The sequence below is a fragment of the Parasynechococcus sp. genome (genome assembly GCF_042954325.1).
GTDB lineage: Bacteria > Cyanobacteriota > Cyanobacteriia > PCC-6307 > Cyanobiaceae > Parasynechococcus.
This window is the reverse complement of record NZ_JBGKDS010000025.1, coordinates 48,472-66,206: the sequence shown is the minus strand read 5'-3', so window position 1 is coordinate 66,206 and position 17,735 is coordinate 48,472. Positions and strand designations below refer to the sequence as shown.

Here is a 17,735-nt window from a genome sequence, read left to right as displayed (position 1 = left end):
TCCATCGGAGGGGTTGGATCGGTGTTGTCCAATGCGGGTATCAGTTCATCATGCTTTTGATGTGGAAGAGGTTTTCACCTTTGGTGGGATTTCAGTCAGAATTGTTTCGCTGAATCCATTTAAATTGCATGAATAATCAGTCTTGAATTGTTTGATTTCTTCAAACCATTTTTTGTATTCTCTGTGATAAAGAGCGCTGGAAAGCTTTTTGCTCAGATGCGCCGACAAAGCGATCAAGGCAGCCCGCATCGAAGGCTCGTCGTCGCTGTGAAGTCTGTGGAGAATTCTCGTTCTCCACTCCTGTGGTGGAGCATAGAGGGTTAAAACGTCAAACCGTTTGGCACGGGTTGCGATGTGGTGCAGCAGCCTCAGGTTGGAGCGATGGTTGATACTGGTCAGGTCGATGTGAACTAACAGACAGTGTTTGAGCTTGCGTTTCTTACGTTTTTTGGGATTGGTTGGATCCATCAGTCGCTGTAGTCGCTCCACGGTTGATCGTTTCAGCCGTTGATGTGGATCGCATTTCAGTTGTTTCAGGATTGTTGTAACGAATGCATCATGTGGACGCTGGCTCATCCTCCGGATCAAATGTGTCTTGCCGCAGCCGGATGCCCCCGCAATGACGATCACATGGTGTGGATCTTGCTGCCTTGTCCTTTGTCCCATGGTTAAAGCTCCCCGCAGCAACCCATCCTGCCTGTCAAGGAGCGGCTCTCGACGCCGAAGATGGTGCTTGAAGAGGATCTGAATGTTGTTCGTTTCACAAGACTTTCGGGCGAGGGGCTAGAAGAGAGATGTGATTGACAGAAGCGATGAGACGACCGCGGTTTGATGAGCTCAAGGGACTGGATCATGCTGTCGTTGGCTGGATCGGTTGCGACGATTCCAGTCCAAGCTCTATACGGGGTTGTTTCTCTCGGTTTCTACAGCTGGATTTTGGCTCTTGCTGTGGTTGATGCGGAGCGGCGACGCAGTCAGCGGCTCAGTCACGATGATGAGTTGAATCATCGGTCGTTTTAACTTTGTTTGCGCCCAATCAGCCAGCCGCTCAATGCCAGCATTAAGACACATGTGCAGAACTGAAGCACCTCGGTGATGTTGTTGATTTCGAAGCTAGTGAGTAGTTTGAAGGCGGTCACGATCAGGGCAACAACGATCACCTTGGTGAGTTTTTGCTTGAGGCTATCCAGTGATTCGATCTTGAGCAGGTTTTGTCGATGTTCCGACTGAGCCTGCAGCCGGTCATCAATATCTGAGATCACTAATTCGTAGATTCCGTAGCCGAAGATCAACAGGGCGATTCCGATCAGATAAAAATCAATTCCGCCGACCACTTTGCTGATGACAAGGTTGGCATTGCCGCGTTTGATCTCTCCGCTGAGGACTTTCCCGATTGCAGCGAGCTCCTCATGGGTGCCCACGATGAAGCAGCTCACGCTGCCGACCAAGCTCATCACAACCGGCACAATCGTGACCAGTCGAAACCTCCAGATCAGGCGCTCAAACCTGACTTCCAGGCGCGATTGTCGAGTGGTCCCCATGCTTTTTGTCGCTGAGCGTAGGGCCCATTGAAACGGCCCTCAGCGAGAATGGATCCATTGGTTTTGGACTGGATGGCAGAGATGGACTCCAATGACGGCTTGAAAGCGCTCGTCGCGGATATCGGCAACGACATCGTCATCGACGGGGAGGTGCTCGAAGGCTGCGACGTGGCCCCCGACGAGCTCGATGACATGGATGAGGGGCAGGCGGCGGCCGTCGCGGCCCATGTGTTTCAAGTGCTGTTTGAGCACGCTGTTGAAGACAAGACTGGAGCGACGGCAGATCCCGAGGAAGGTCTTTGGACGGGCCGACTGGACGGCTTTCAGTTCGAAATCGAGCGTGACCCTACGGGCGATCTTCTCGTGAGCTACCACTTGGCTCAAGGCTGATGGAGATCGCTCAGCTCAAAGCGGTGCTCACCGAACGCCTCGGTCAGCCTGTGCAGGAGGTGCTTGCCGCTGATGGTTCTCCAATCCAGTCGATGGAAGAGCTTTATCAACCCATGCCTGCCGGTTTTCGCGGCCAATTGGTGTTGAGAAATGGGTCCAGAAAGGTTTGGGATCTGTGGCAGGAGGTTGAGGACACCTGGAACTTCACGGCGTCCCCGGTTCATGACGGTGTTGAGTGAGCGTTAAGGCTCCTGCTTAGATCTCGTCGTGGGCGTTGTTGTGAATGCCCAGCATGGTGTTCTTCAGTTGAGCAACATCCTGTAGGCCATTGGAGTCAAACCAGGGGGCTGACGCCCAGTCGAACCCTTCGCCAAATGTGTTGTCGGGTGCCACGACGTACCAATGGCAATCCACATCGGGGACATCAACGGCGCAACGGGACCAGTCGTTTTGCCACTGAGGAACCTGAACCCACATCACTGCCGCAAAGACGATCGCAAGGAAGCTGCGCAGCATGGGACCAGTCAATGTCGAGATGAGACTATAACGATTCCATTCGAATTCGGTCGGCCGGTTGCGTGGCGTCAGAGGCCCGCGGATGGATCCAGCGTCAATGCGCCGCCGTTCTGTCCGTCATCGAGCAGACTTACCGCAGCGTCAACGCTTGTTGTGAAGGAAGTCTCTGTTGCGGAAATGATCGCCCGCTCTGTGGCCAAGGTGGCTGCCGGTGCTGGCGTAGCAGCTCTTCTGCTTTGGCTCACCTACGTGATGCTCGACTTCGGTCACATGCAATCTGGATTCACATTGCCCCAGTCCAGCTATTGAGTTTTTGGGGCGGGGCCTTGATCGATCTGGGCCGATGCGTTGTCGCTCCAGCCCCTGGCTTCGCCCCACTCGAGGCAAACGCCTGTCAGTGCGACCAACGCGATGGCTGGAATGAATCCAGTGGTCCAATGCGTTCTTTGCTTTTTGCGGAACAAAAGTCTCATCGACGGTTCTTTGATCCAACAACCGTTGTTTAAGACCTAGAACTTATCGATGCTCTGAGGATTGGATGAGTGGCTGATGAATGGTTTTGTCAGCTGTTCTCGTTGTCTTTTTGTAGATCCCGTTTGATCAGGGCCAATAGATAGGACGGTGATTTGTAGCGCGTTGGCAAACAGCGGTTCAGGGTTTCGAGGTGACCCCAGCACACGGTTCGTTCGATTTCTTCGGCTGATTTCCCCTGTTGGAGAAGTCGCCGCAGCGCTTTGCAGTACATCGGGTATCCCGCTTCCAGTTCGCCGATCGTCAGCTTGGTCTGGGGCATGGGATGACTCCTGCACCCATACAACCTATGCAACCGCCTCTCTAGCAAGCGCCCGGTGGCCGACCGGGCGCAACACTTCGGGTCAGGATTGGTGAGCTGGACCAGACAATTTTGTTGCTCTGGCCTCCACCCAGCAGGCTTGTTTGACGTCAGCCAAGCCAGGCAACGCAGTCGATTTCCACGCGTGCTCCCTTGGGTAAAGCCGCAACCTGGACGCAGGCGCGAGCAGGACTCACGCCGTCTCCAAACACCTCGGCATAAATGCCATTGACGGTTTGGAAGTCGCCGAGATCAGCCAGAAAAACAGTGGTCCGCACAACATTCGCGGGTGTTGCCCCCGCTTCGCTCAGCACGGCCTGGAGGTTGCTGAGCACCTGACGGGTTTCTGCGGCGACATCGCCGCCTCCAACCATCTCGCCAGTGGCTGGATCCAGCGGAATTTGGCCAGAGCAATACAACCACCCTCCGGCGAGCACAGCTTGGTTGTACGGCCCAACCGGTGCGGGAGCGGAACTCGTGGTGATTGCGCGTGCGCTCATGTCCGAAGTCACAGAATGGCTGGAATCATCGCGTTCCGTCTTGCCATCGCCTTCAGGCCCCGTCGAATTGCGTGATCTGTGGCACCGCTACGCCGCAGAGGGTGATGAGTGGACGCTCCGGGGTGTCGATCTCAACCTGGCGGCCGGTGAACTTGTTGGCTTGCTCGGACCTTCGGGTTGCGGCAAGACAACCCTGCTTCGGCTGATTGCTGGTTTTGAACGTCCCGATCGTGGTGAGGTTCGGCTGCAGGAACGCACCGTTGCCGGGGCCGGTCGCTGGTTGCCTCCAGAGCGCCGTGGCGTCGGCATGGTCTTCCAGGACTATGCCTTGTTTCCCCATCTCACCGCCTGGCAGAACGCTTGCTTTGGCTTGCGTTCCGGCCAAGACGACAGCCGTGCGAGCTGGTTGCTCGACCTGATGGGGCTTGCTGATCTGCACGAGCGTTTTCCCCATCAGCTCTCCGGCGGGCAGCGTCAACGGCTGGCCCTGGCTCGCGCTCTTGCACCGGCACCCAGCGTGGTTCTTCTCGATGAACCGTTTTCCAACCTCGATGTTGAGGTGCGTCTGCGCTTGCGCAGCGAATTGGCCTCTGTGCTTCAGGTCTGTGGCACCACGGGGCTGATCGTCACCCACGATCCCGGGGAAGCTCTTGCGATCTGTGACCGGGTCGCCGTTCTACGGGATGGCGTGATTCATCAGTGCGCTCCGCCACGGGAGCTGGTTCAGAGTCCAGCGACCGCTTTTGTCAGTCGCTTTGTGCTGCAAGCCAACCTGTTGCCTGTTCAGCACGCATCCGATGCGGATGGCCGTCTCCAATGCGCGATTGGCACCCTGGTGGCCTCCGGGCTCTCGTCAGCTCCTCTCGACGCCGATGCCTGCGTGATGGTGGAACCCAGCAGTATCCGGATGACCTTGGATTCCTCCGGAGAAGCTTGCGTCATGGGTCGTGAGTTTCTGGGCCATGCCTGGCAGTACCGGATTCAGCTCGATGCCCTGACCTTGCGTTTGGTTCTTCCGCTCGAGATGGATCACCCCAGGGGGACCCGTTGTCGATTGTCTTTCCGCCGTGGTGCTGAACCGATTCTTTACCCCCAGCGTCAGCGTGTGGCTGTTGTTGTTTGATCCTCTGGGAGTCAGCCCCGCCATGTGTCCTTATGGACGCGCAGCTCAGCGAGGGCGTCCGGGGTGTCGGCCTGGAGAAACAAGTTGGTGGCCCGCTCCAGCGCGATCGAACTCGGCAGGCTCAGTTCCCCCCGGCTGCGACGTTGGCGGACGTCCTCCAGCCGAGCCGCAATCGTCGAATCGTCAGGGCGCTGTTCAACGGCCCAGCGCAGATTGGCCTCGGTGTATTCATGGGCGCAGCACACCTTGGTTTCCGCCGGTAAAGCGTTGAGTCGCTGCAGAGCGGTGTGCATATCGGAGGCTGACCCCTCGAACAGGCGGCCGCAGCCACCGGCAAAGAGGGTGTCCCCAGTGAAGACCAGCGGACCCACGGCCGGGTCGGCGTCTGCTGTGATCACAAAGGCGAGATGGGCTCGGGTGTGCGCCGCCACGTCAATCACCTGGACGTCGGTGTTGAGCAAACGCAGTTGATCTCCACCCTTCACCGAAATCGTTTGGAAGGGAATGCGCTCACGGTCGTTGGCTGACGCCACGACATCGGCTGTTGGCCAATGCTGGAGCAAATCCAAGGTCCCCCCGATGTGATCGGGATGGTGGTGGGTTTGCAGTACGGCTTTGAGTTCGAGACCCCGCGACGTCAGCCAGTCCTGCACGGGAGATGCAACGGCAGGGTCCACGACGACCGCCTCCTGGCCGCGGGTCCACACCCAGACCACGTTGTCCTGAAGCACCGGCAGGGCGTGAAGTGTGGAGTTCATCGTTAAAGTCCTGCCTGGTTTCCTGGTCAACGCTGGACCCATGATCACCGTTGCGTTGGCGAAAGGAGCGCTGCTCAAGGATTCCGTGGCCCGCTTTGCTGCAGCAGGTCTGGATTTTTCCGCCGTTCTGGACAAGAACAACCGTCAGCTGATGCTGCCGACCCCCTGCGGTCGTGCCCGGGCCCTGTTGGTGCGCAATGGTGACGTTCCCACCTACGTGGCCTATGGACAGGCTCAGCTTGGGGTGGTCGGTTACGACGTGCTCAGCGAGCACCAACTGCCCGTGGCACAGCTGGTGGACCTTGGTTTCGGGGGCTGCCGCATGTCTGTCGCTGTGAAGGAGACCAGCGGTTACACCCGTGCCGCGGATCTTCCGCCCCACTGCCGTGTGGCCAGCAAGTTCACCCACTGCGCCAGGCAATATTTCAATGCCCTCGACCTGCCGGTTGAGCTTGTTCATCTCAATGGCTCCGTGGAATTGGGGCCAATTACCGGGATGTCGGAAGCGATCGTGGATCTTGTGGCGACCGGCCGCACACTTCGGGAAAACGGTTTGATTGCCATTGAGGATCTGTTTCACTCCACCGCAAGGTTGGTTGGCCATCCGTTGGCCATGCGCCTGGATCAGGGTGAGTTGCGCGACATCGTGGATGCCATGCGGCAGGCCTCTGTCATCGCCGCTGAGGTGGCCTGATGTCTGTCCTGGGTGATTGGCGTCGTGTCCGGCGTCTTGGTCAGTACCTGAGTCGCGATCGCCGACGCCTGCTGCTCACCCTGACGCTGCTGATTCCTGTGGCCCTGGCTGGGGCGATCCAACCGTTGCTCGTGGGTCAGGCGATCAGCGTGCTCAGAGGCGAAGCGAGCTTGCCCTGGCTGGCGTCGTTGTCGACGCCAGCGGCCATCCGATTACTGGTCGGATTGTTGTTGGCGTCCGTTCTGCTCCGGCTGGCCTTTCAGGGCCTTCAGACTTTCAACATTCAGGCGATCGGGCAACGGCTCACGGCTCGAATCCGTGATGACCTCTTTTCCCATTCCCTTTCGCTTTCGCTGCGGTTCCATGACGGTATGCCCGTGGGCAAGCTGCTCACCCGCCTCACCAGTGATGTGGATGCCTTGGCTGAGGTCTTCGGCAGTGGCGCCGTTGGTGTCCTCGGAGATTTGGTCAGCCTGTTGGTGATCGCCACCACGATGCTGTTGATCGAATGGAGGCTTGGACTGCTGTTGCTCTGCACGCAGCTTCCGGTCACAGCTGTCGTGATCTGGTTGCAGCGGCGCTATCGCAAGGCCAACTACCGCGTGCGGGAGGAGCTCTCTCAGCTCAATGCTGATTTTCAGGAAAACCTCCAGGGTTTGGAGGTGGTGCAGATGTTCCGCCGTGAGCAGGTCAATGGGGCCCGTTTCGCCCGCACGGGCTCGGCCTATCGCAAAGCCGTCAACGGAACCATCTTTTTCGACAGCAGCATCTCGGCTTTTCTGGAATGGGTCGCCCTCGGAGCGGTGGCCACGGTCCTCGCCGTCGGGGGCTGGATGGTGACCAGTGGTGCGATGGGTCTTGGCGTTCTCACGACCTTCATTCTTTATTCCCAACGCCTGTTCGACCCCTTGCGCCAGTTGGCGGAACGCTTCACCCAGATCCAGGGCGGTCTGACTGCGGTTGAGCGCATCGGTGAACTCCTCGAGCAGCCCCTGGAGATCATCGAATCCCCTGATGCCCGTGCTTTGGATGGCAGTGGATTGGGTGAGGTCATTTTTGAGAATGTCAGCTTCAGCTATCGCCCCGATGAGCCGATCCTGCGCAACCTCTCCTTCCGGATCGCGCCTGGCGAGCACGTCGCTTTGGTCGGCCCCACGGGGTCCGGGAAATCCACGGTGATTCGTTTGCTGTGCCGGCTCTATGAACCCCAGTCCGGCCGCATTCTTCTGGACGGTCGTGATATTCGCTCGATTCCCATCGCCGATTTGCGTCAGCAACTGGGCGTGGTCCTGCAGGACACCTTTTTGTTCAGCGGGAATGTCGCCGACAACCTCCGTTTGAATCGTCCGATCAGTGATCAGCGTCTGCAGGATGTCTGTTCGGAACTGGGACTGGATGGTCTGCTCGAGCGCTTGCCTCAGGGTTTGCAGACCGTCCTGCGGGAACGCGGCGGCAACCTCTCCTCCGGTGAACGCCAATTGCTGGCCGTGGCGCGTGTGGCCATCCGCAACCCCACGGTGCTGGTGATGGATGAGGCCACCGCCTTCATGGATCCCTCAACGGAGGCGACGTTGCAACGGGATCTCGATCGTCTGCTGCAGAAACACACCGCGGTGGTCATCGCCCACCGTCTGGCGACCGTGGAGGCGTCCGATCGGATTCTTGTGCTGCGCCGTGGTGAGTTGATTGAGCAGGGCACCCACCATGAGCTTCGTGCCTGCGGTGGGCTCTATGCGCAGTTGGCCGATTTGCAGGAACGGGGCCTGGCCAAGCTGTGATGCTCTCCTCCACGCTGCCGATTCCCGAGACGTCGTTCCTTGAGCAATACGGACAGGACGCTCGTCTTTGTCCGTGCAGCAATGATCAGATTCGTCTGGTGTTCAGCCAGACCCATCCCTTTGATCTTGTGGAGCTCGAGCAGCTGCTGGAAGCTGTCGGCTGGAGTCGCCGCCCGGTGCGGCGCGTGCGTAAAGCCCTGCAGCACAGCCTGCTCACCGTGGGGTTGTGGCGCCATGACCCTCGGATTCCCCGCCTTGTCGGCTTCGCGCGTTGCACGGGCGATGGGATTCTGGAGGCCACCGTCTGGGATGTTGCGGTCCATCCCCTGTATCAAGGCAATGGCCTGGGTCGTCATCTGATGACCTACGTGCTGGATGTCTTGGCTGATCAGGGAACCGAGCGGGTGAGTTTGTTCGCTGACCCTGGTGTGGTCAGTTTTTATCAGCGTCAAGGCTGGGAATTAGAGCCCCAGGGTCACCGCTGTGCCTTCTGGTACGCCAGCTGAACGGCTGGTTATCGCGGCGTGTCATAGCTGGCGATCAACTGCTCCGGGGGTTCCCCCCGCAGCCAGCGCCGCCGCAGTTGGGCATTGCTCCAGCTGCGTTGCAGCACACCATCGCGCTCCCAGCGACGGCCACTGGTGTGAATCGATTGGTTCAGGGATCGCACCTGCGCGATCCGCTTCAGGCGTCGGATGAGCTCCAGGTCTTCCATCAGTGGAATGGGGCTGTAACCACCGCTCCGCTCGTACAGCTCCCGGTGGATCAGAAGTCCCTGATCGCCATAGGGCTCCTGACGATGGCGGCAGCGCCAGTGCACCGCCAGTTCCACCAGCCGCAGCAGCGGTTGATCGCCATCAATGCGTAGGTCGAAATAAAAGGCCTGGTCTGCGGATGTCGGGGTGGTGATGGTGTTGTGAACAGCCTGCGCCCAGGTGGTGGGTAGGCGACTATCGGCATGCAGGATGAGCAGCCAGGGGCTCTGTGCTCGCTCCAGGGCCCAGCGCAGCTGTTGGCCGCGCCCCGGTGTCGGACAGCGCAGAACGGTGGCGCCGGCGAGTGTGGCGGCGTCGATGGTGGCGTCGCTGCTTCCAGCATCGGCGATCAGGATGTCCAGCTCCCCTGACCACGTCTGCAGATCTGCCAGCAGGAGGGGAAGGCTTGCGGCCTCCTGCCGGGTTGGGATCAAAACACTCAGCTCAATGTCCATCAACCGTTCAGAGCGCGAGCCAAGGCTTGAGATCACGGAGATGGTCGATGTCCTGCTGTTCGCACAGCAGGCCTGTGCTGAGTTCGGCTTGGCTGCAGCACTGCAGCGTCGTCGCCAGCACCGACTCACCGCCCCATGGAATCCCGCTGAACGGCCAGAGCTCGGGATGGTTGAGCACCGCTTGGCCCAGTCCGATCAGCCAGTAGCCACCATCGCTGGCAGGGCCAAGCACCACATCCTTCCCCTTGAGCATCTCGATGGCCTCGATCAGAGCATGGCAGCTCAGACCGGGGAGATCGGTACCGATCATCAGTTGCCCCCCTCCGCGTTGACCACGGTGGGTGCGAAGCGTCTGACGACGCAGGCGACAACCCAGGGAGCCTTGCCCCTGCAGCACCGTGGTGGAGGCTCCGAGGGTCTGACCCCAGCGTTGGGCTCGCCGGGGGCCTAATCCGCTCACGGCAAGCTGCAACTGGATGTGTCCCTTGGCCTGCAGCTCACGGCAGACCGCCAGGGTGTGGGCGCAGAGACGTCGTTGGATCCGAGCGGCGCGATCGCCGGCCGTGGCTAAGGACAGGGTGCGGCTCAGATCACCGCTGAGGCGCCGTTTGCAGCGTCCAGCGGCGGGCCATCGGGCCATCACGGTCAGGACCGGAGGGGCGCTCATCTCAACCGCGGTTTGGCATTTCGCGGGGACGGACCGACAGCACGTTCGCGGTTCCATCACGTTCGATCGTGATCGGCATCGGCTGACCGACCTGACCGCGATCGACAGCCAGCTGCACATCTGAGGGGTTGTTCACGGCGGTGCCGTTGACGTTGGTGATGAGGTCGCATTGGCGGATGCCGGCCTCACTGGCTGGAGTGTTCGGAACCACATTCACCACCAGCACGCCATTCACCTCAGGAACACGGCATTGCGTGGTGGTGGCATTGATTTCGCGGGCCAGCTGTGGCGTAAGGCTGCGCAGCTCGACACCGATGAAGGGATGGGATGCCTGCCCAGTGCTCACGATCTGCTGGGCGATGCGCTTCGCCAGGTTGATCGGCACGGCGAAGCTGAGACCTGCCCCAGGGGCCTGGCGAATGGCGGTGTTCATCCCGATCACCTGGCCGGCAGCATTGATCAGCGGACCGCCGCTGTTGCCGGGATTCACCGCAGCATCGGTTTGGATGTAGGGCACCCGTTGGCCGTCACCGATGGCATTGGTCCGGCCCACCGCGCTGATGATGCCCGCGGTCACGGTGTTGTTGAGTCCGAAGGGATTGCCGATGGCGATCGCCCATTCTCCGGCCTGCAAGCTGTTGGAATCACCGAGGGCGGCCACGGGCAGATTGTCCGCCACAACCTTCACCACGGCGACGTCGGTCATGGGGTCACCCCCCAGAACCTTGCCGTTGAAGCTGCGACCATCCGGGAGGGTCACCTTCACCTGATCCGCACCTCGGACCACATGCTCATTGGTGAAGATCAGCCCGTTGGCGCGGGTGATGAAGCCGGAGCCCTGACCTTGCTGACGGCTGGTGGACGGCCCCAAGCCGAACATGCCGCCCAACGGGTTAGTCACCTGTTTGACGGTGTCGATCCGCACCACGGCGGGGCCGACCCGATTCACCGCTTTCACGATCACGTTCTCGCCGGGCTGCAGCGGTGCGGTTCGGGGTTGGTCGCTCACCACGGGTGGTGGGGTGACCGTGGTCTCCCTCGGCTGTCGACCCAGGGGCAGTTTCGACAAATCACAGCCGGTGACTGTGGTTCCGACCAGCGCAAGCGCGATCCAGTGCAGCGACCGTTGCATTCCGGCTTCCATGTTCCTGTCTCATTTAAGGCTGATCAAACCGCCTGGCATGCGTAGATTCGAACCTCAAGCTCTCTGGCGGTATTGGTGAAGACGGGAGAAGAGCTTTGGAGTGAGGTTCAGCAGGCCCTGCAGGCCACGCTGAGCAAACCAACTTTTGAGACCTTCATCCGCCCCACCGGTTGCAGCGGATTTGCTGATGGTGAGCTGAAGCTGCTGGCTCCGAACCCGTTTGCCAGCATCCGTTTGCGCGAGCAGCTGCTGCCAACGATCGCTGAAATGGCCAGCAGTGTCTGCGGGCAGCCCGTCCAGGTGACGGTTCTCGCCGATACCGCCATGCCCGCTGCCGATGCAGGCGGCGGTGAGGATCTGGACGCTCCGATTGCTCCGCCGTCTCAACCAGCCGCCCCCGCGGGTAAGCCCCGCCGTTATTTGCCGGGACTGAACCCGCGATATGTGTTCAGCCGTTTCGTGGTGGGTCCGAACAGCCGGATGGCCCATGCGGCGGCCTTGGCGGTGGCTGAAGCACCCGGTCGGGAATTCAACCCGCTGTTCATTTGCGGTGGGGTGGGCCTCGGCAAGACCCACCTGATGCAGGCGATCGGTCATTACCGGCTGGAAATCGATCCGGATGCCCGGGTGGCTTATGTCTCCACCGAAACGTTTACGAACGACCTGATTCAGGCCATCCGCAAAGACGGAATGCAGGCGTTCCGGGATCGCTACAGGGCCACGGATCTGATCCTGGTGGACGATATTCAGTTCATCGAAGGCAAGGAGTACACCCAGGAAGAGTTTTTCCATACCTTCAACGCCCTCCATGAGGCTGGTCGTCAGGTGGTGATTGCCAGTGACCGTCCTCCCAGTCAGATCCCCCGGTTGCAGCAACGACTGATCTCGCGCTTTCAGATGGGCCTGATTGCGGATATCCAGGCTCCAGATCTGGAAACACGCATGGCGATCCTGCAAAAGAAGGCGGAGCACGAGCGGATGGCCTTGCCCCGGGATCTGATTCATTACATCGCGGGTCGCTTCACTTCAAACATCCGTGAATTGGAGGGAGCTCTGACCCGTGCGGTCGCCTTCGCATCGATTACGGGATTGCCGATGACCGTTGAGTCGGTCGCTCCGATGCTTGATCCCACGGGTCAGGGTGTGGAGGTCACGCCCCAGCAGGTGATCGACAAGGTCTCGGAGGTGTTCGCCGTGACGGCCGAGGAGATGTGCAGCAGCACCCGCCGTCGCGCGGTGAGCCAGGCCCGCCAGGTGGGGATGTATTTGATGCGTCAGGGCACCGATCTGAGCTTGCCCCGGATTGGGGAAACCTTCGGCGGCAAGGACCACACCACCGTGATGTATGCCATCGATCAGGTCGAGAAGCGGCTTGCCAATGACCCGCAGCTCGCCAGCCAGGTGCAGAAAGTCAAGGATCTGCTGCAGATCGACTCCCGTCGCAAGGGCTAGGCGTTTCAGCCGGTGGGTGTGTCCTAGGCGTCGTCGGGTTTGGCGCCACGCCAACCCGGCATCTCGGCAGCGGCACAGGATCGGACCAGGCGTCGGGCCGGGGGCAGGGCAGGCTCAAGGGCCCGTGAGCTGAAGGGAGGTAGTGGCCGCCGCCGCAACCATGCCCCCCAGCGGAATTCGTGATATGGGATCTGGGGTTGAGGTGTAATCAGCCCTTCTTTCTTGAGCTTCCAGACCAGCGAGCGATAGGGGTCGTCATCCAGCTCCATCAGCGATGTCGGTAGCTCTCTGGGTTGATGTGGGCCGTTGCCACGGCCATCGATCAGATACAGCCAGCCCTGTTCTTGCAAAAAAGCCAACAGCTCGGCTGCGCTGGAGTGGGAGCGGTCCTCGATCAGATAGGCCCAGGTGGTTGCGGCCGGGTTTTGCTCGAGCAGGGCTCGCAAGCGGTGATGGCGGTCCAACATCCAGAACGTGCCGTTGCCGTCCTTCACCACCGGCACGGGTTTGCGACGCAGGTAGCTCAGATGCTGCTGTTCGCTTTCCTTGGCGAAATCGCTTTGGCGAGCCCAAATCTCAGCAAACCCGACACTCCATTGGGTCGGATGCAGCGCTGAAATCGGCAGCTTGAACAGCGTGCTGTCGGAGCCTGCCTTGGGGATGGGGGTGTAAGCGGGGTGAGGCCGGGACACACACCACTAAGCAGCGGCTCGCCACTATGGCCGAAGTTGCCTGGGAACGAACATGGCGGAGGTCCTCTCCTGGGAGCAGCTGGCGGAGCATGCCGTGCCCGAGCCGGATCGTGTCAACGGCCCCACCAATGCCCAGGCTGAGTTGCGCCTGTTCGGTCACCCGGAGAGTGCCATCCGCGTGACGCTCTACCGCGACCTTCACGCGTGGTGTCCCTATTGCCAAAAAATCTGGCTTTGGCTCGAGTTCAAGCGGATCCCTTACCGCATTCGCAAGGTCACGATGCGCTGTTATGGCGCCAAGGAGCCCTGGTATCTCGCTCAGGTGCCATCGGGGATGCTCCCGGCCCTGGAGCTTGATGGTGAGCTGATCACGGAAAGCGATGTGATCCTGCTGGCGTTGGAGCGCCGCTTCGGACCGCTGGGGATGTCGCTGGAGTCCGACCAGGCCCTGGCGAATCGTCAGTTGGAACGGCTGTTGTTCCGTGCCTGGTGCCTCTGGCTGTGTTCCCCTGGTCTGAATGCCCGGCAGCAACGCCAGGCCCGCGAGCAGTTCCGTGCGATCGCCCAGCGCGTGGAGCAGGCCTTGTCGATGACGGCCTCACCCTGGCTCGCCTCCGACGGCCCCAGTGGCGTTGATCTGATTTTTGTGCCGTATCTGGAGCGGATGAATGCGTCGCTCGCTTACTACAAGGGCTATCGGTTGCGGCAGGAGCACCCCGCCATCGATCGCTGGTTTTGCGCCCTTGAAGCCTTGGAGACCTACCGCGGTACCCAGAGTGATTTCCATACCCATGCCCATGACTTGCCACCGCAGATGGGCGGTTGTTGGCCTGATGACGATCCGATGGCTGCTGTTCTGGCCGAGACGATTGATCAGGGACAGGGTCTGGTCGACGACGAAACCCGTTGGCCTTCCTCCGCTGAAGATGAGGCTCTGATGGGACGGATCGCCTTGAGTCGTGTGCTCAAACATCGGAGCAGACTTCTGGCGGTTCATCCGTTGGGAGCATCCGGCTTCGATCAACCGTTGCGGGCTGCATTGACCACATTGATCACTCAGCAAATTTGCTTACCAGCATCAGGAAGTGCCGCTGGATTGCGCTACTTACGTGATCGGATTTCAGTGCCAAGGGATATGCCGTTGATGGCTGCCCGGTTGCTGCGTCAGGCCCTTGAAGCAACCGCCCGATGCGATGGTTCAGCTCAGGGTGCTCCGATCCCTGTGAATCATCGCTTCGATCAAGATCCCAAGCCCTTTCAGTCGCGGCCGACGTAAGGCGCATGCAGGATTGAGGCCAGATCATCGACACCGTAGTTTTGCCAGTCGCCAAGTTCGTCCAGTAGCGCTTGGCGATCCGCGAAGCGTCCTTCCCGTTGCAGCTGACCGAGCCGATGGGTCATGTCCTCGGAGGTGATCATCAAAACGATCTCTCTCCGCTGAGCTCGCTGTAGATCAGATGGCTCAGGTAGGTGTGAACGAGCTGGCTGTTGTTTTTTCATTCTTCAGAGACCAGTCAGGGAGAGTGGGCGGGAGATCTATGGGACTTCAAACAACTTCTGTAGCGACCATAACTGTCTCGTTCTGGAAAAGCCCGTGCTTTCCGTCATTGCCCTGAACCAGTCTCCCGAATCGCGTTCTGCATCGATCGATCGGGAGAATGACGGAGATTGGTATCGCTCTGGTGGCTGACGTGAGCCCGACATTGGATCTGGTGGTGATTGGAGCGGGTTCGGGCGGTCTGGCCGCGGCGAAGCGCGCGGCCCGGCACGGAGCATCGGTGGCCCTGGTGGAAGGCGATCGGGTGGGAGGCACCTGTGTGATCCGGGGTTGTGTGCCCAAAAAGCTGTTGGTCTACGGGGCACAGGCCCGTGACCAGCTGCGTGATGCAGCGGCCTATGGCCTGCGGATCGACGGTATTAGCTCCGACGTCGCCGCTCTGCTGGAGCGGGTGCGGCAGGAGGTTGACCGACTGAATGTCCTCCATCTCGGTTTCCTCGAGCGCGCCGGTGTGCAGCTGGTTCGTGGCTGGGGACGTCTCACGGGCCCCCACGCCGTGGGGGTGTCGGAAACCCGTGGGGGTGAGTTGATCCAGGAGCTCCAGGCCAAACGGATCTTGATCGCTGTTGGCGGACAGCCCAATCGCCTGGACATTCCAGGTGTCGAGCTGGCCTGGGTCAGCGACGACATGTTTCTCCAGCAGACCTACCCCGAGGCCGTGGTGGTGGTGGGAGCGGGCTTCATTGCCTGTGAATTCGCATGCATTCTTCAGGGGCTTGGCGTCGCCGTCACACAGGTGGTCCGCGGTCCTCGTCTGTTGCGCGGCTTTGATGCCGAACTGGCCGATGCGGTGCTGGATGGCATGCGCGAGGCGGGGATCACGGTGCGCTTTGAGCAGCAGGTCACGGCGATTCAGGGTGTTCCCGGCGAGCTCACCGCTGTGCTCGATGGCGGCGAGCTCGTGCAATGCGGCGGGGTGTTGATGGCCACAGGGCGCCATCCGTGGCTCAACGACCTTGGCTTAGAGGCCGCTGGGGTTCGCGTCGACCAGGGGCGGATTGTGGTGGATGACGACCAGGTCACATCCGTCCCTGAGATCTATGCCGTTGGTGATGTCACCGATCGGGTCAACCTCACCCCGGTGGCCATCGATGAAGGGCGTGCCCTCGCCGATCGTCTGTTCGCTGGCCTGGAGCGTCGGGTCGATCACGAGCTCGTGGCGATGGCTGTCTTCAGTACCCCGGAACTTGCCAGCATCGGCCTCTCTGAGGACGAAGCGATCAAACGCCATGGCAAGGAGGCGATCACGGTTCATCGTGCCAAGTTCCGCTCGATGGACCGGGCGCTTCCGGCGACGGGCCCGCGCTGCCTGCTCAAACTGGTGCTGGAGCGGGAGAGCGAGCGGGTGCTTGGGTGCCACATGGTGGGTGCCCATGCGGCGGAAATCATTCAGATGGCTGCTGTTGCCGTGACGATGGGCGCAACAAAAGCTGAGTTCGATCGCACGATGGCGTTGCATCCCACCGTGGCCGAAGAATTCGTCACCATGACTTGATGTGTCAAACAATCACTAAGCGAGGGCGTAGGGCGGCGTGATCATCGTCCGCGCGTGATAACGGGCTCAGTGAGATGCATTCAGCATGGCTGCCATACAACAACAAGCGACGCGATTGAAGCTGCACACCAGCATTCACGATGATTCCCCATGCTTGTGCCTGGATTGCCAACGACTTCGGCAGGTCATTGAGCGCAACGCTCGCTGTCATCCCCCTCTGCATCGGGCTGTCTGACCGTTAAGCCAATCGTCAGGTTTCCATGGCGGAATCATTCCGCTTGGTTGAACGCCAGTACATCACGGCCTGGGTGATGATCAAAATCATCACGATGGGCAGCACCAGGCAGAGCATGACAAGCCTGAATTCGTCGGCCCAAGATGACAATGTTGTCCGCGGTAAAACATTGTCCGTGATGTAAAGGATGTAAAGGCCGAGCAGCAAGCCTCCCTCCAGTCGGGAGATGCGTCCTTTCGTCCAGAAAATCGGGAGACAGGCGAGGCTGGTGAGCAGCATGACCGGCAGATCCTCTGAAATCAGTTCCGGGCTGACATCAAGTCCGCGTCCTGCCGCAGCGATCGCGCCACCACCAAGAACCATCATCAGGTTCAGCAGACAGCTGCCGACCACATTGCCGATTGCCAGATCGGTTTTGCCGCGCAGTGCGGCCACAAGAGAGGTGATCAGTTCCGGCATGGATGTCCCCGCCGCAACGATGGTGAGCCCAATCACCGCTTGACTGACGCCCAGGAAGGCTGCCGCCGTTGTCGCGCCGCTAACCAGCACGCGCGACCCCAAGGTCAGCACAGCGATCCCACCCAGCAATTTGAACACCGCCAGAAGCCAGCCACCTTCCCCGGCGGTGTCATCCACATCCGGTTCAGCACGTTCACTGTCGATCGGCTCTTCACGGGCTGTCCTGATCTCCCAGATGGTGTTGATCACCAGTGCCAGCAGCAAGGCGATGCCGGCTTGCCAGGTCAGCCGTCCCGCGGAGGCCATGCCCCAGACCGCTGCTGAAATCGCAATCATCAGGGGGACATCCCGTCTGACCAGGCGACTTTCCACCCGTAGGGGAAGGATCAAGGCGCTGCAGCCGAGCACCACCAGCACGTTGAAGATGTTGCTGCCAATGGCATTGCTGACCGCCAGTGCATCTGCCCCTTGAAGGATGGAGCTCAGGCTGACGAACAGCTCAGGAGCACTTGTTCCCAGCGAGACGACGGTGAGTCCAATCACCAGCTGAGGAATGCCAAAGATCACCGCCAGGGCGACGGACCCCTGCACAAAGACCTCCCCACCTCCAAACAGCAGCGCGATGCCCAGCAGAACCTCGATCGAGGCCCTCAGAAAGTCAGGCATAACGGCCCATGGGATTGAAGGGATT

At 60.2% G+C, this 17,735-nt stretch carries 22 protein-coding genes; 10 read left to right on the top strand and 12 right to left on the bottom strand.

The features are described 5' to 3' along the window. Positions 1–48 precede the first annotated feature (48 nt). Both ACGVKB_RS04200 and ACGVKB_RS04195 read right to left on the bottom strand, forming a co-directional pair. On the bottom strand, positions 49–687 hold the full coding sequence (locus tag ACGVKB_RS04200) for an AAA family ATPase (protein WP_392350026.1): 639 nt from the start codon (positions 685–687) through the stop codon (positions 49–51). Positions 688–1,016: 329 nt separating this feature from the next. After that, entirely contained in the window at positions 1,017–1,541 is a 525-nt protein-coding gene (locus ACGVKB_RS04195; RefSeq protein ID WP_392350025.1) for a YqhA family protein, read from the bottom strand. A gap of 48 nt (positions 1,542–1,589) precedes the next feature. Between ACGVKB_RS04195 and ACGVKB_RS04190 the strand changes: the two genes are divergently transcribed. Both ACGVKB_RS04190 and ACGVKB_RS04185 read left to right on the top strand, forming a co-directional pair. Next, positions 1,590–1,931: a hypothetical protein gene (locus ACGVKB_RS04190; RefSeq protein WP_392350024.1), complete on the top strand. Its 342-nt coding sequence runs from the start codon at positions 1,590–1,592 to the stop codon at positions 1,929–1,931. Beyond that, positions 1,931–2,170, top strand: coding sequence for a hypothetical protein (locus tag ACGVKB_RS04185; protein ID WP_392350023.1), 240 nt, complete (start codon positions 1,931–1,933; stop codon positions 2,168–2,170). The genes ACGVKB_RS04190 and ACGVKB_RS04185 overlap by 1 nt, the downstream gene beginning before the upstream one ends. A 16-nt stretch (positions 2,171–2,186) precedes the next feature. Here the strand turns inward: ACGVKB_RS04185 and ACGVKB_RS04180 are convergent, their stop codons facing one another. Next, positions 2,187–2,447 carry a hypothetical protein gene (locus ACGVKB_RS04180; RefSeq protein WP_392350022.1) on the bottom strand — a complete coding sequence of 87 codons (261 nt, stop codon included), beginning with the start codon at positions 2,445–2,447 and terminating at the stop codon, positions 2,187–2,189. Between the two features lie 177 nt (positions 2,448–2,624). On the opposite strand from ACGVKB_RS04180, the gene ACGVKB_RS04175 reads away from it, so the two are divergent. Further along, a complete protein-coding gene (locus ACGVKB_RS04175; RefSeq protein ID WP_392350030.1) occupies positions 2,625–2,756 on the top strand; it encodes a hypothetical protein in 132 nt (43 codons plus the stop codon). A 253-nt stretch (positions 2,757–3,009) separates the two neighbouring features. Here ACGVKB_RS04175 and ACGVKB_RS04170 read toward each other — a convergent pair whose 3' ends face one another. Both ACGVKB_RS04170 and ACGVKB_RS04165 read right to left on the bottom strand, forming a co-directional pair. Continuing rightward, the gene (locus ACGVKB_RS04170; RefSeq protein ID WP_392350021.1) at positions 3,010–3,240 is read right to left on the bottom strand and encodes a DUF3136 domain-containing protein; all 231 of its coding nucleotides are present in this window, start codon (positions 3,238–3,240) and stop codon (positions 3,010–3,012) included. Between the two features lie 149 nt (positions 3,241–3,389). Continuing rightward, positions 3,390–3,779, bottom strand: coding sequence for a RidA family protein (locus ACGVKB_RS04165; RefSeq protein WP_392350020.1), 390 nt, complete (start codon positions 3,777–3,779; stop codon positions 3,390–3,392). Here ACGVKB_RS04165 and ACGVKB_RS04160 point away from each other — a divergent pair. Continuing rightward, the gene (locus ACGVKB_RS04160) at positions 3,778–4,902 is read left to right on the top strand and encodes an ABC transporter ATP-binding protein (RefSeq protein WP_392350019.1); all 1,125 of its coding nucleotides are present in this window, start codon (positions 3,778–3,780) and stop codon (positions 4,900–4,902) included. The genes ACGVKB_RS04165 and ACGVKB_RS04160 overlap by 2 nt on opposite strands. A gap of 11 nt (positions 4,903–4,913) precedes the next feature. On the opposite strand, the gene gloB is transcribed toward ACGVKB_RS04160, so the two are convergent. Beyond that, a complete protein-coding gene (gene gloB, locus ACGVKB_RS04155) occupies positions 4,914–5,660 on the bottom strand; it encodes a hydroxyacylglutathione hydrolase (protein WP_392350018.1) in 747 nt (248 codons plus the stop codon). A 40-nt stretch (positions 5,661–5,700) separates the two neighbouring features. Here gloB and hisG point away from each other — a divergent pair, with 40 nt between their 5' ends. From hisG to ACGVKB_RS04140, 3 genes are read left to right on the top strand one after another with little or no spacing between them, the layout of a single operon-like run. Then, positions 5,701–6,354 (top strand): ATP phosphoribosyltransferase, encoded by a 654-nt coding sequence (gene hisG / locus ACGVKB_RS04150; RefSeq protein ID WP_392350017.1) that lies wholly within the window; start codon positions 5,701–5,703, stop codon positions 6,352–6,354. Further along, positions 6,354–8,132 (top strand): ABC transporter ATP-binding protein, encoded by a 1,779-nt coding sequence (locus ACGVKB_RS04145; RefSeq protein ID WP_392350016.1) that lies wholly within the window; start codon positions 6,354–6,356, stop codon positions 8,130–8,132. The genes hisG and ACGVKB_RS04145 overlap by 1 nt, the downstream gene beginning before the upstream one ends. Beyond that, the gene (locus ACGVKB_RS04140) at positions 8,132–8,638 is read left to right on the top strand and encodes a GNAT family N-acetyltransferase (protein WP_392350015.1); all 507 of its coding nucleotides are present in this window, start codon (positions 8,132–8,134) and stop codon (positions 8,636–8,638) included. The genes ACGVKB_RS04145 and ACGVKB_RS04140 overlap by 1 nt, the downstream gene beginning before the upstream one ends. Positions 8,639–8,646: 8 nt before the next feature. Here ACGVKB_RS04140 and ACGVKB_RS04135 read toward each other — a convergent pair whose 3' ends face one another. The 3 genes from ACGVKB_RS04135 to ACGVKB_RS04125 are packed head-to-tail and all read right to left on the bottom strand — an operon-like array spanning position 8,647 to position 11,141. Beyond that, complete coding sequence (locus tag ACGVKB_RS04135) at positions 8,647–9,342, bottom strand: TIGR04283 family arsenosugar biosynthesis glycosyltransferase (RefSeq protein WP_392350014.1); 696 nt, start codon at positions 9,340–9,342, stop codon at positions 8,647–8,649. 7 nt (positions 9,343–9,349) lie between these two features. Continuing rightward, positions 9,350–10,009 (bottom strand): TIGR04282 family arsenosugar biosynthesis glycosyltransferase, encoded by a 660-nt coding sequence (locus ACGVKB_RS04130; protein ID WP_392350013.1) that lies wholly within the window; start codon positions 10,007–10,009, stop codon positions 9,350–9,352. Position 10,010: 1 nt separating this feature from the next. Beyond that, positions 10,011–11,141: a trypsin-like peptidase domain-containing protein gene (locus ACGVKB_RS04125; protein WP_392350012.1), complete on the bottom strand. Its 1,131-nt coding sequence runs from the start codon at positions 11,139–11,141 to the stop codon at positions 10,011–10,013. 84 nt (positions 11,142–11,225) lie between these two features. Between ACGVKB_RS04125 and dnaA the strand changes: the two genes are divergently transcribed. Continuing rightward, positions 11,226–12,605: a chromosomal replication initiator protein DnaA gene (gene dnaA, locus ACGVKB_RS04120; RefSeq protein ID WP_392350011.1), complete on the top strand. Its 1,380-nt coding sequence runs from the start codon at positions 11,226–11,228 to the stop codon at positions 12,603–12,605. Between the two features lie 23 nt (positions 12,606–12,628). Here dnaA and ACGVKB_RS04115 read toward each other — a convergent pair whose 3' ends face one another. Then, positions 12,629–13,297 carry a ParB-like protein gene (locus ACGVKB_RS04115; protein ID WP_392350010.1) on the bottom strand — a complete coding sequence of 223 codons (669 nt, stop codon included), beginning with the start codon at positions 13,295–13,297 and terminating at the stop codon, positions 12,629–12,631. Positions 13,298–13,349: 52 nt separating this feature from the next. Here ACGVKB_RS04115 and ACGVKB_RS04110 point away from each other — a divergent pair, with 52 nt between their 5' ends. Beyond that, entirely contained in the window at positions 13,350–14,573 is a 1,224-nt protein-coding gene (locus ACGVKB_RS04110) for a glutathione S-transferase family protein (protein ID WP_392350009.1), read from the top strand. Here the strand turns inward: ACGVKB_RS04110 and ACGVKB_RS04105 are convergent. Beyond that, the gene (locus tag ACGVKB_RS04105) at positions 14,555–14,716 is read right to left on the bottom strand and encodes a hypothetical protein (RefSeq protein ID WP_392350008.1); all 162 of its coding nucleotides are present in this window, start codon (positions 14,714–14,716) and stop codon (positions 14,555–14,557) included. The two genes, ACGVKB_RS04110 and ACGVKB_RS04105, sit on opposite strands and share 19 nt — an antisense overlap. A 272-nt stretch (positions 14,717–14,988) precedes the next feature. Here ACGVKB_RS04105 and gorA point away from each other — a divergent pair, with 272 nt between their 5' ends. Continuing rightward, on the top strand, positions 14,989–16,350 hold the full coding sequence (gene gorA, locus ACGVKB_RS04100; protein ID WP_392350029.1) for a glutathione-disulfide reductase: 1,362 nt from the start codon (positions 14,989–14,991) through the stop codon (positions 16,348–16,350). Positions 16,351–16,600: 250 nt separating this feature from the next. On the opposite strand, the gene ACGVKB_RS04095 is transcribed toward gorA, so the two are convergent. Then, positions 16,601–17,710, bottom strand: a complete 1,110-nt coding sequence (locus ACGVKB_RS04095; RefSeq protein ID WP_392350007.1) for a calcium/sodium antiporter — start codon at positions 17,708–17,710, stop codon at positions 16,601–16,603. Between the last annotated feature and the right edge of the window lie 25 nt (positions 17,711–17,735).

What these genes read in the sequence shown, in the direction of transcription:
- ACGVKB_RS04195 (WP_392350025.1), bottom strand. Translation starts at nt 1,541, where the DNA reads ATGGGGACCACTCGACAATCGCGCCTGGAAGTCAGGTTTGAGCGCCTG.
- ACGVKB_RS04190 (WP_392350024.1), top strand. Translation starts at nt 1,590, where the DNA reads ATGGATCCATTGGTTTTGGACTGGATGGCAGAGATGGACTCCAATGAC.
- ACGVKB_RS04185 (WP_392350023.1), top strand. Translation starts at nt 1,931, where the DNA reads ATGGAGATCGCTCAGCTCAAAGCGGTGCTCACCGAACGCCTCGGTCAG.
- ACGVKB_RS04180 (WP_392350022.1), bottom strand. Translation starts at nt 2,447, where the DNA reads ATGCTGCGCAGCTTCCTTGCGATCGTCTTTGCGGCAGTGATGTGGGTT.
- ACGVKB_RS04175 (WP_392350030.1), top strand. Translation starts at nt 2,625, where the DNA reads ATGATCGCCCGCTCTGTGGCCAAGGTGGCTGCCGGTGCTGGCGTAGCA.
- ACGVKB_RS04170 (WP_392350021.1), bottom strand. Translation starts at nt 3,240, where the DNA reads ATGCCCCAGACCAAGCTGACGATCGGCGAACTGGAAGCGGGATACCCG.
- ACGVKB_RS04160 (WP_392350019.1), top strand. Translation starts at nt 3,778, where the DNA reads ATGTCCGAAGTCACAGAATGGCTGGAATCATCGCGTTCCGTCTTGCCA.
- ACGVKB_RS04165 (WP_392350020.1), bottom strand. Translation starts at nt 3,779, where the DNA reads ATGAGCGCACGCGCAATCACCACGAGTTCCGCTCCCGCACCGGTTGGG.
- gloB (WP_392350018.1), bottom strand. Translation starts at nt 5,660, where the DNA reads ATGAACTCCACACTTCACGCCCTGCCGGTGCTTCAGGACAACGTGGTC.
- hisG (WP_392350017.1), top strand. Translation starts at nt 5,701, where the DNA reads ATGATCACCGTTGCGTTGGCGAAAGGAGCGCTGCTCAAGGATTCCGTG.
- ACGVKB_RS04145 (WP_392350016.1), top strand. Translation starts at nt 6,354, where the DNA reads ATGTCTGTCCTGGGTGATTGGCGTCGTGTCCGGCGTCTTGGTCAGTAC.
- ACGVKB_RS04140 (WP_392350015.1), top strand. Translation starts at nt 8,132, where the DNA reads ATGCTCTCCTCCACGCTGCCGATTCCCGAGACGTCGTTCCTTGAGCAA.
- ACGVKB_RS04135 (WP_392350014.1), bottom strand. Translation starts at nt 9,342, where the DNA reads ATGGACATTGAGCTGAGTGTTTTGATCCCAACCCGGCAGGAGGCCGCA.
- ACGVKB_RS04130 (WP_392350013.1), bottom strand. Translation starts at nt 10,009, where the DNA reads ATGAGCGCCCCTCCGGTCCTGACCGTGATGGCCCGATGGCCCGCCGCT.
- ACGVKB_RS04125 (WP_392350012.1), bottom strand. Translation starts at nt 11,141, where the DNA reads ATGCAACGGTCGCTGCACTGGATCGCGCTTGCGCTGGTCGGAACCACA.
- ACGVKB_RS04110 (WP_392350009.1), top strand. Translation starts at nt 13,350, where the DNA reads ATGGCGGAGGTCCTCTCCTGGGAGCAGCTGGCGGAGCATGCCGTGCCC.
- ACGVKB_RS04105 (WP_392350008.1), bottom strand. Translation starts at nt 14,716, where the DNA reads ATGATCACCTCCGAGGACATGACCCATCGGCTCGGTCAGCTGCAACGG.
- ACGVKB_RS04095 (WP_392350007.1), bottom strand. Translation starts at nt 17,710, where the DNA reads ATGCCTGACTTTCTGAGGGCCTCGATCGAGGTTCTGCTGGGCATCGCG.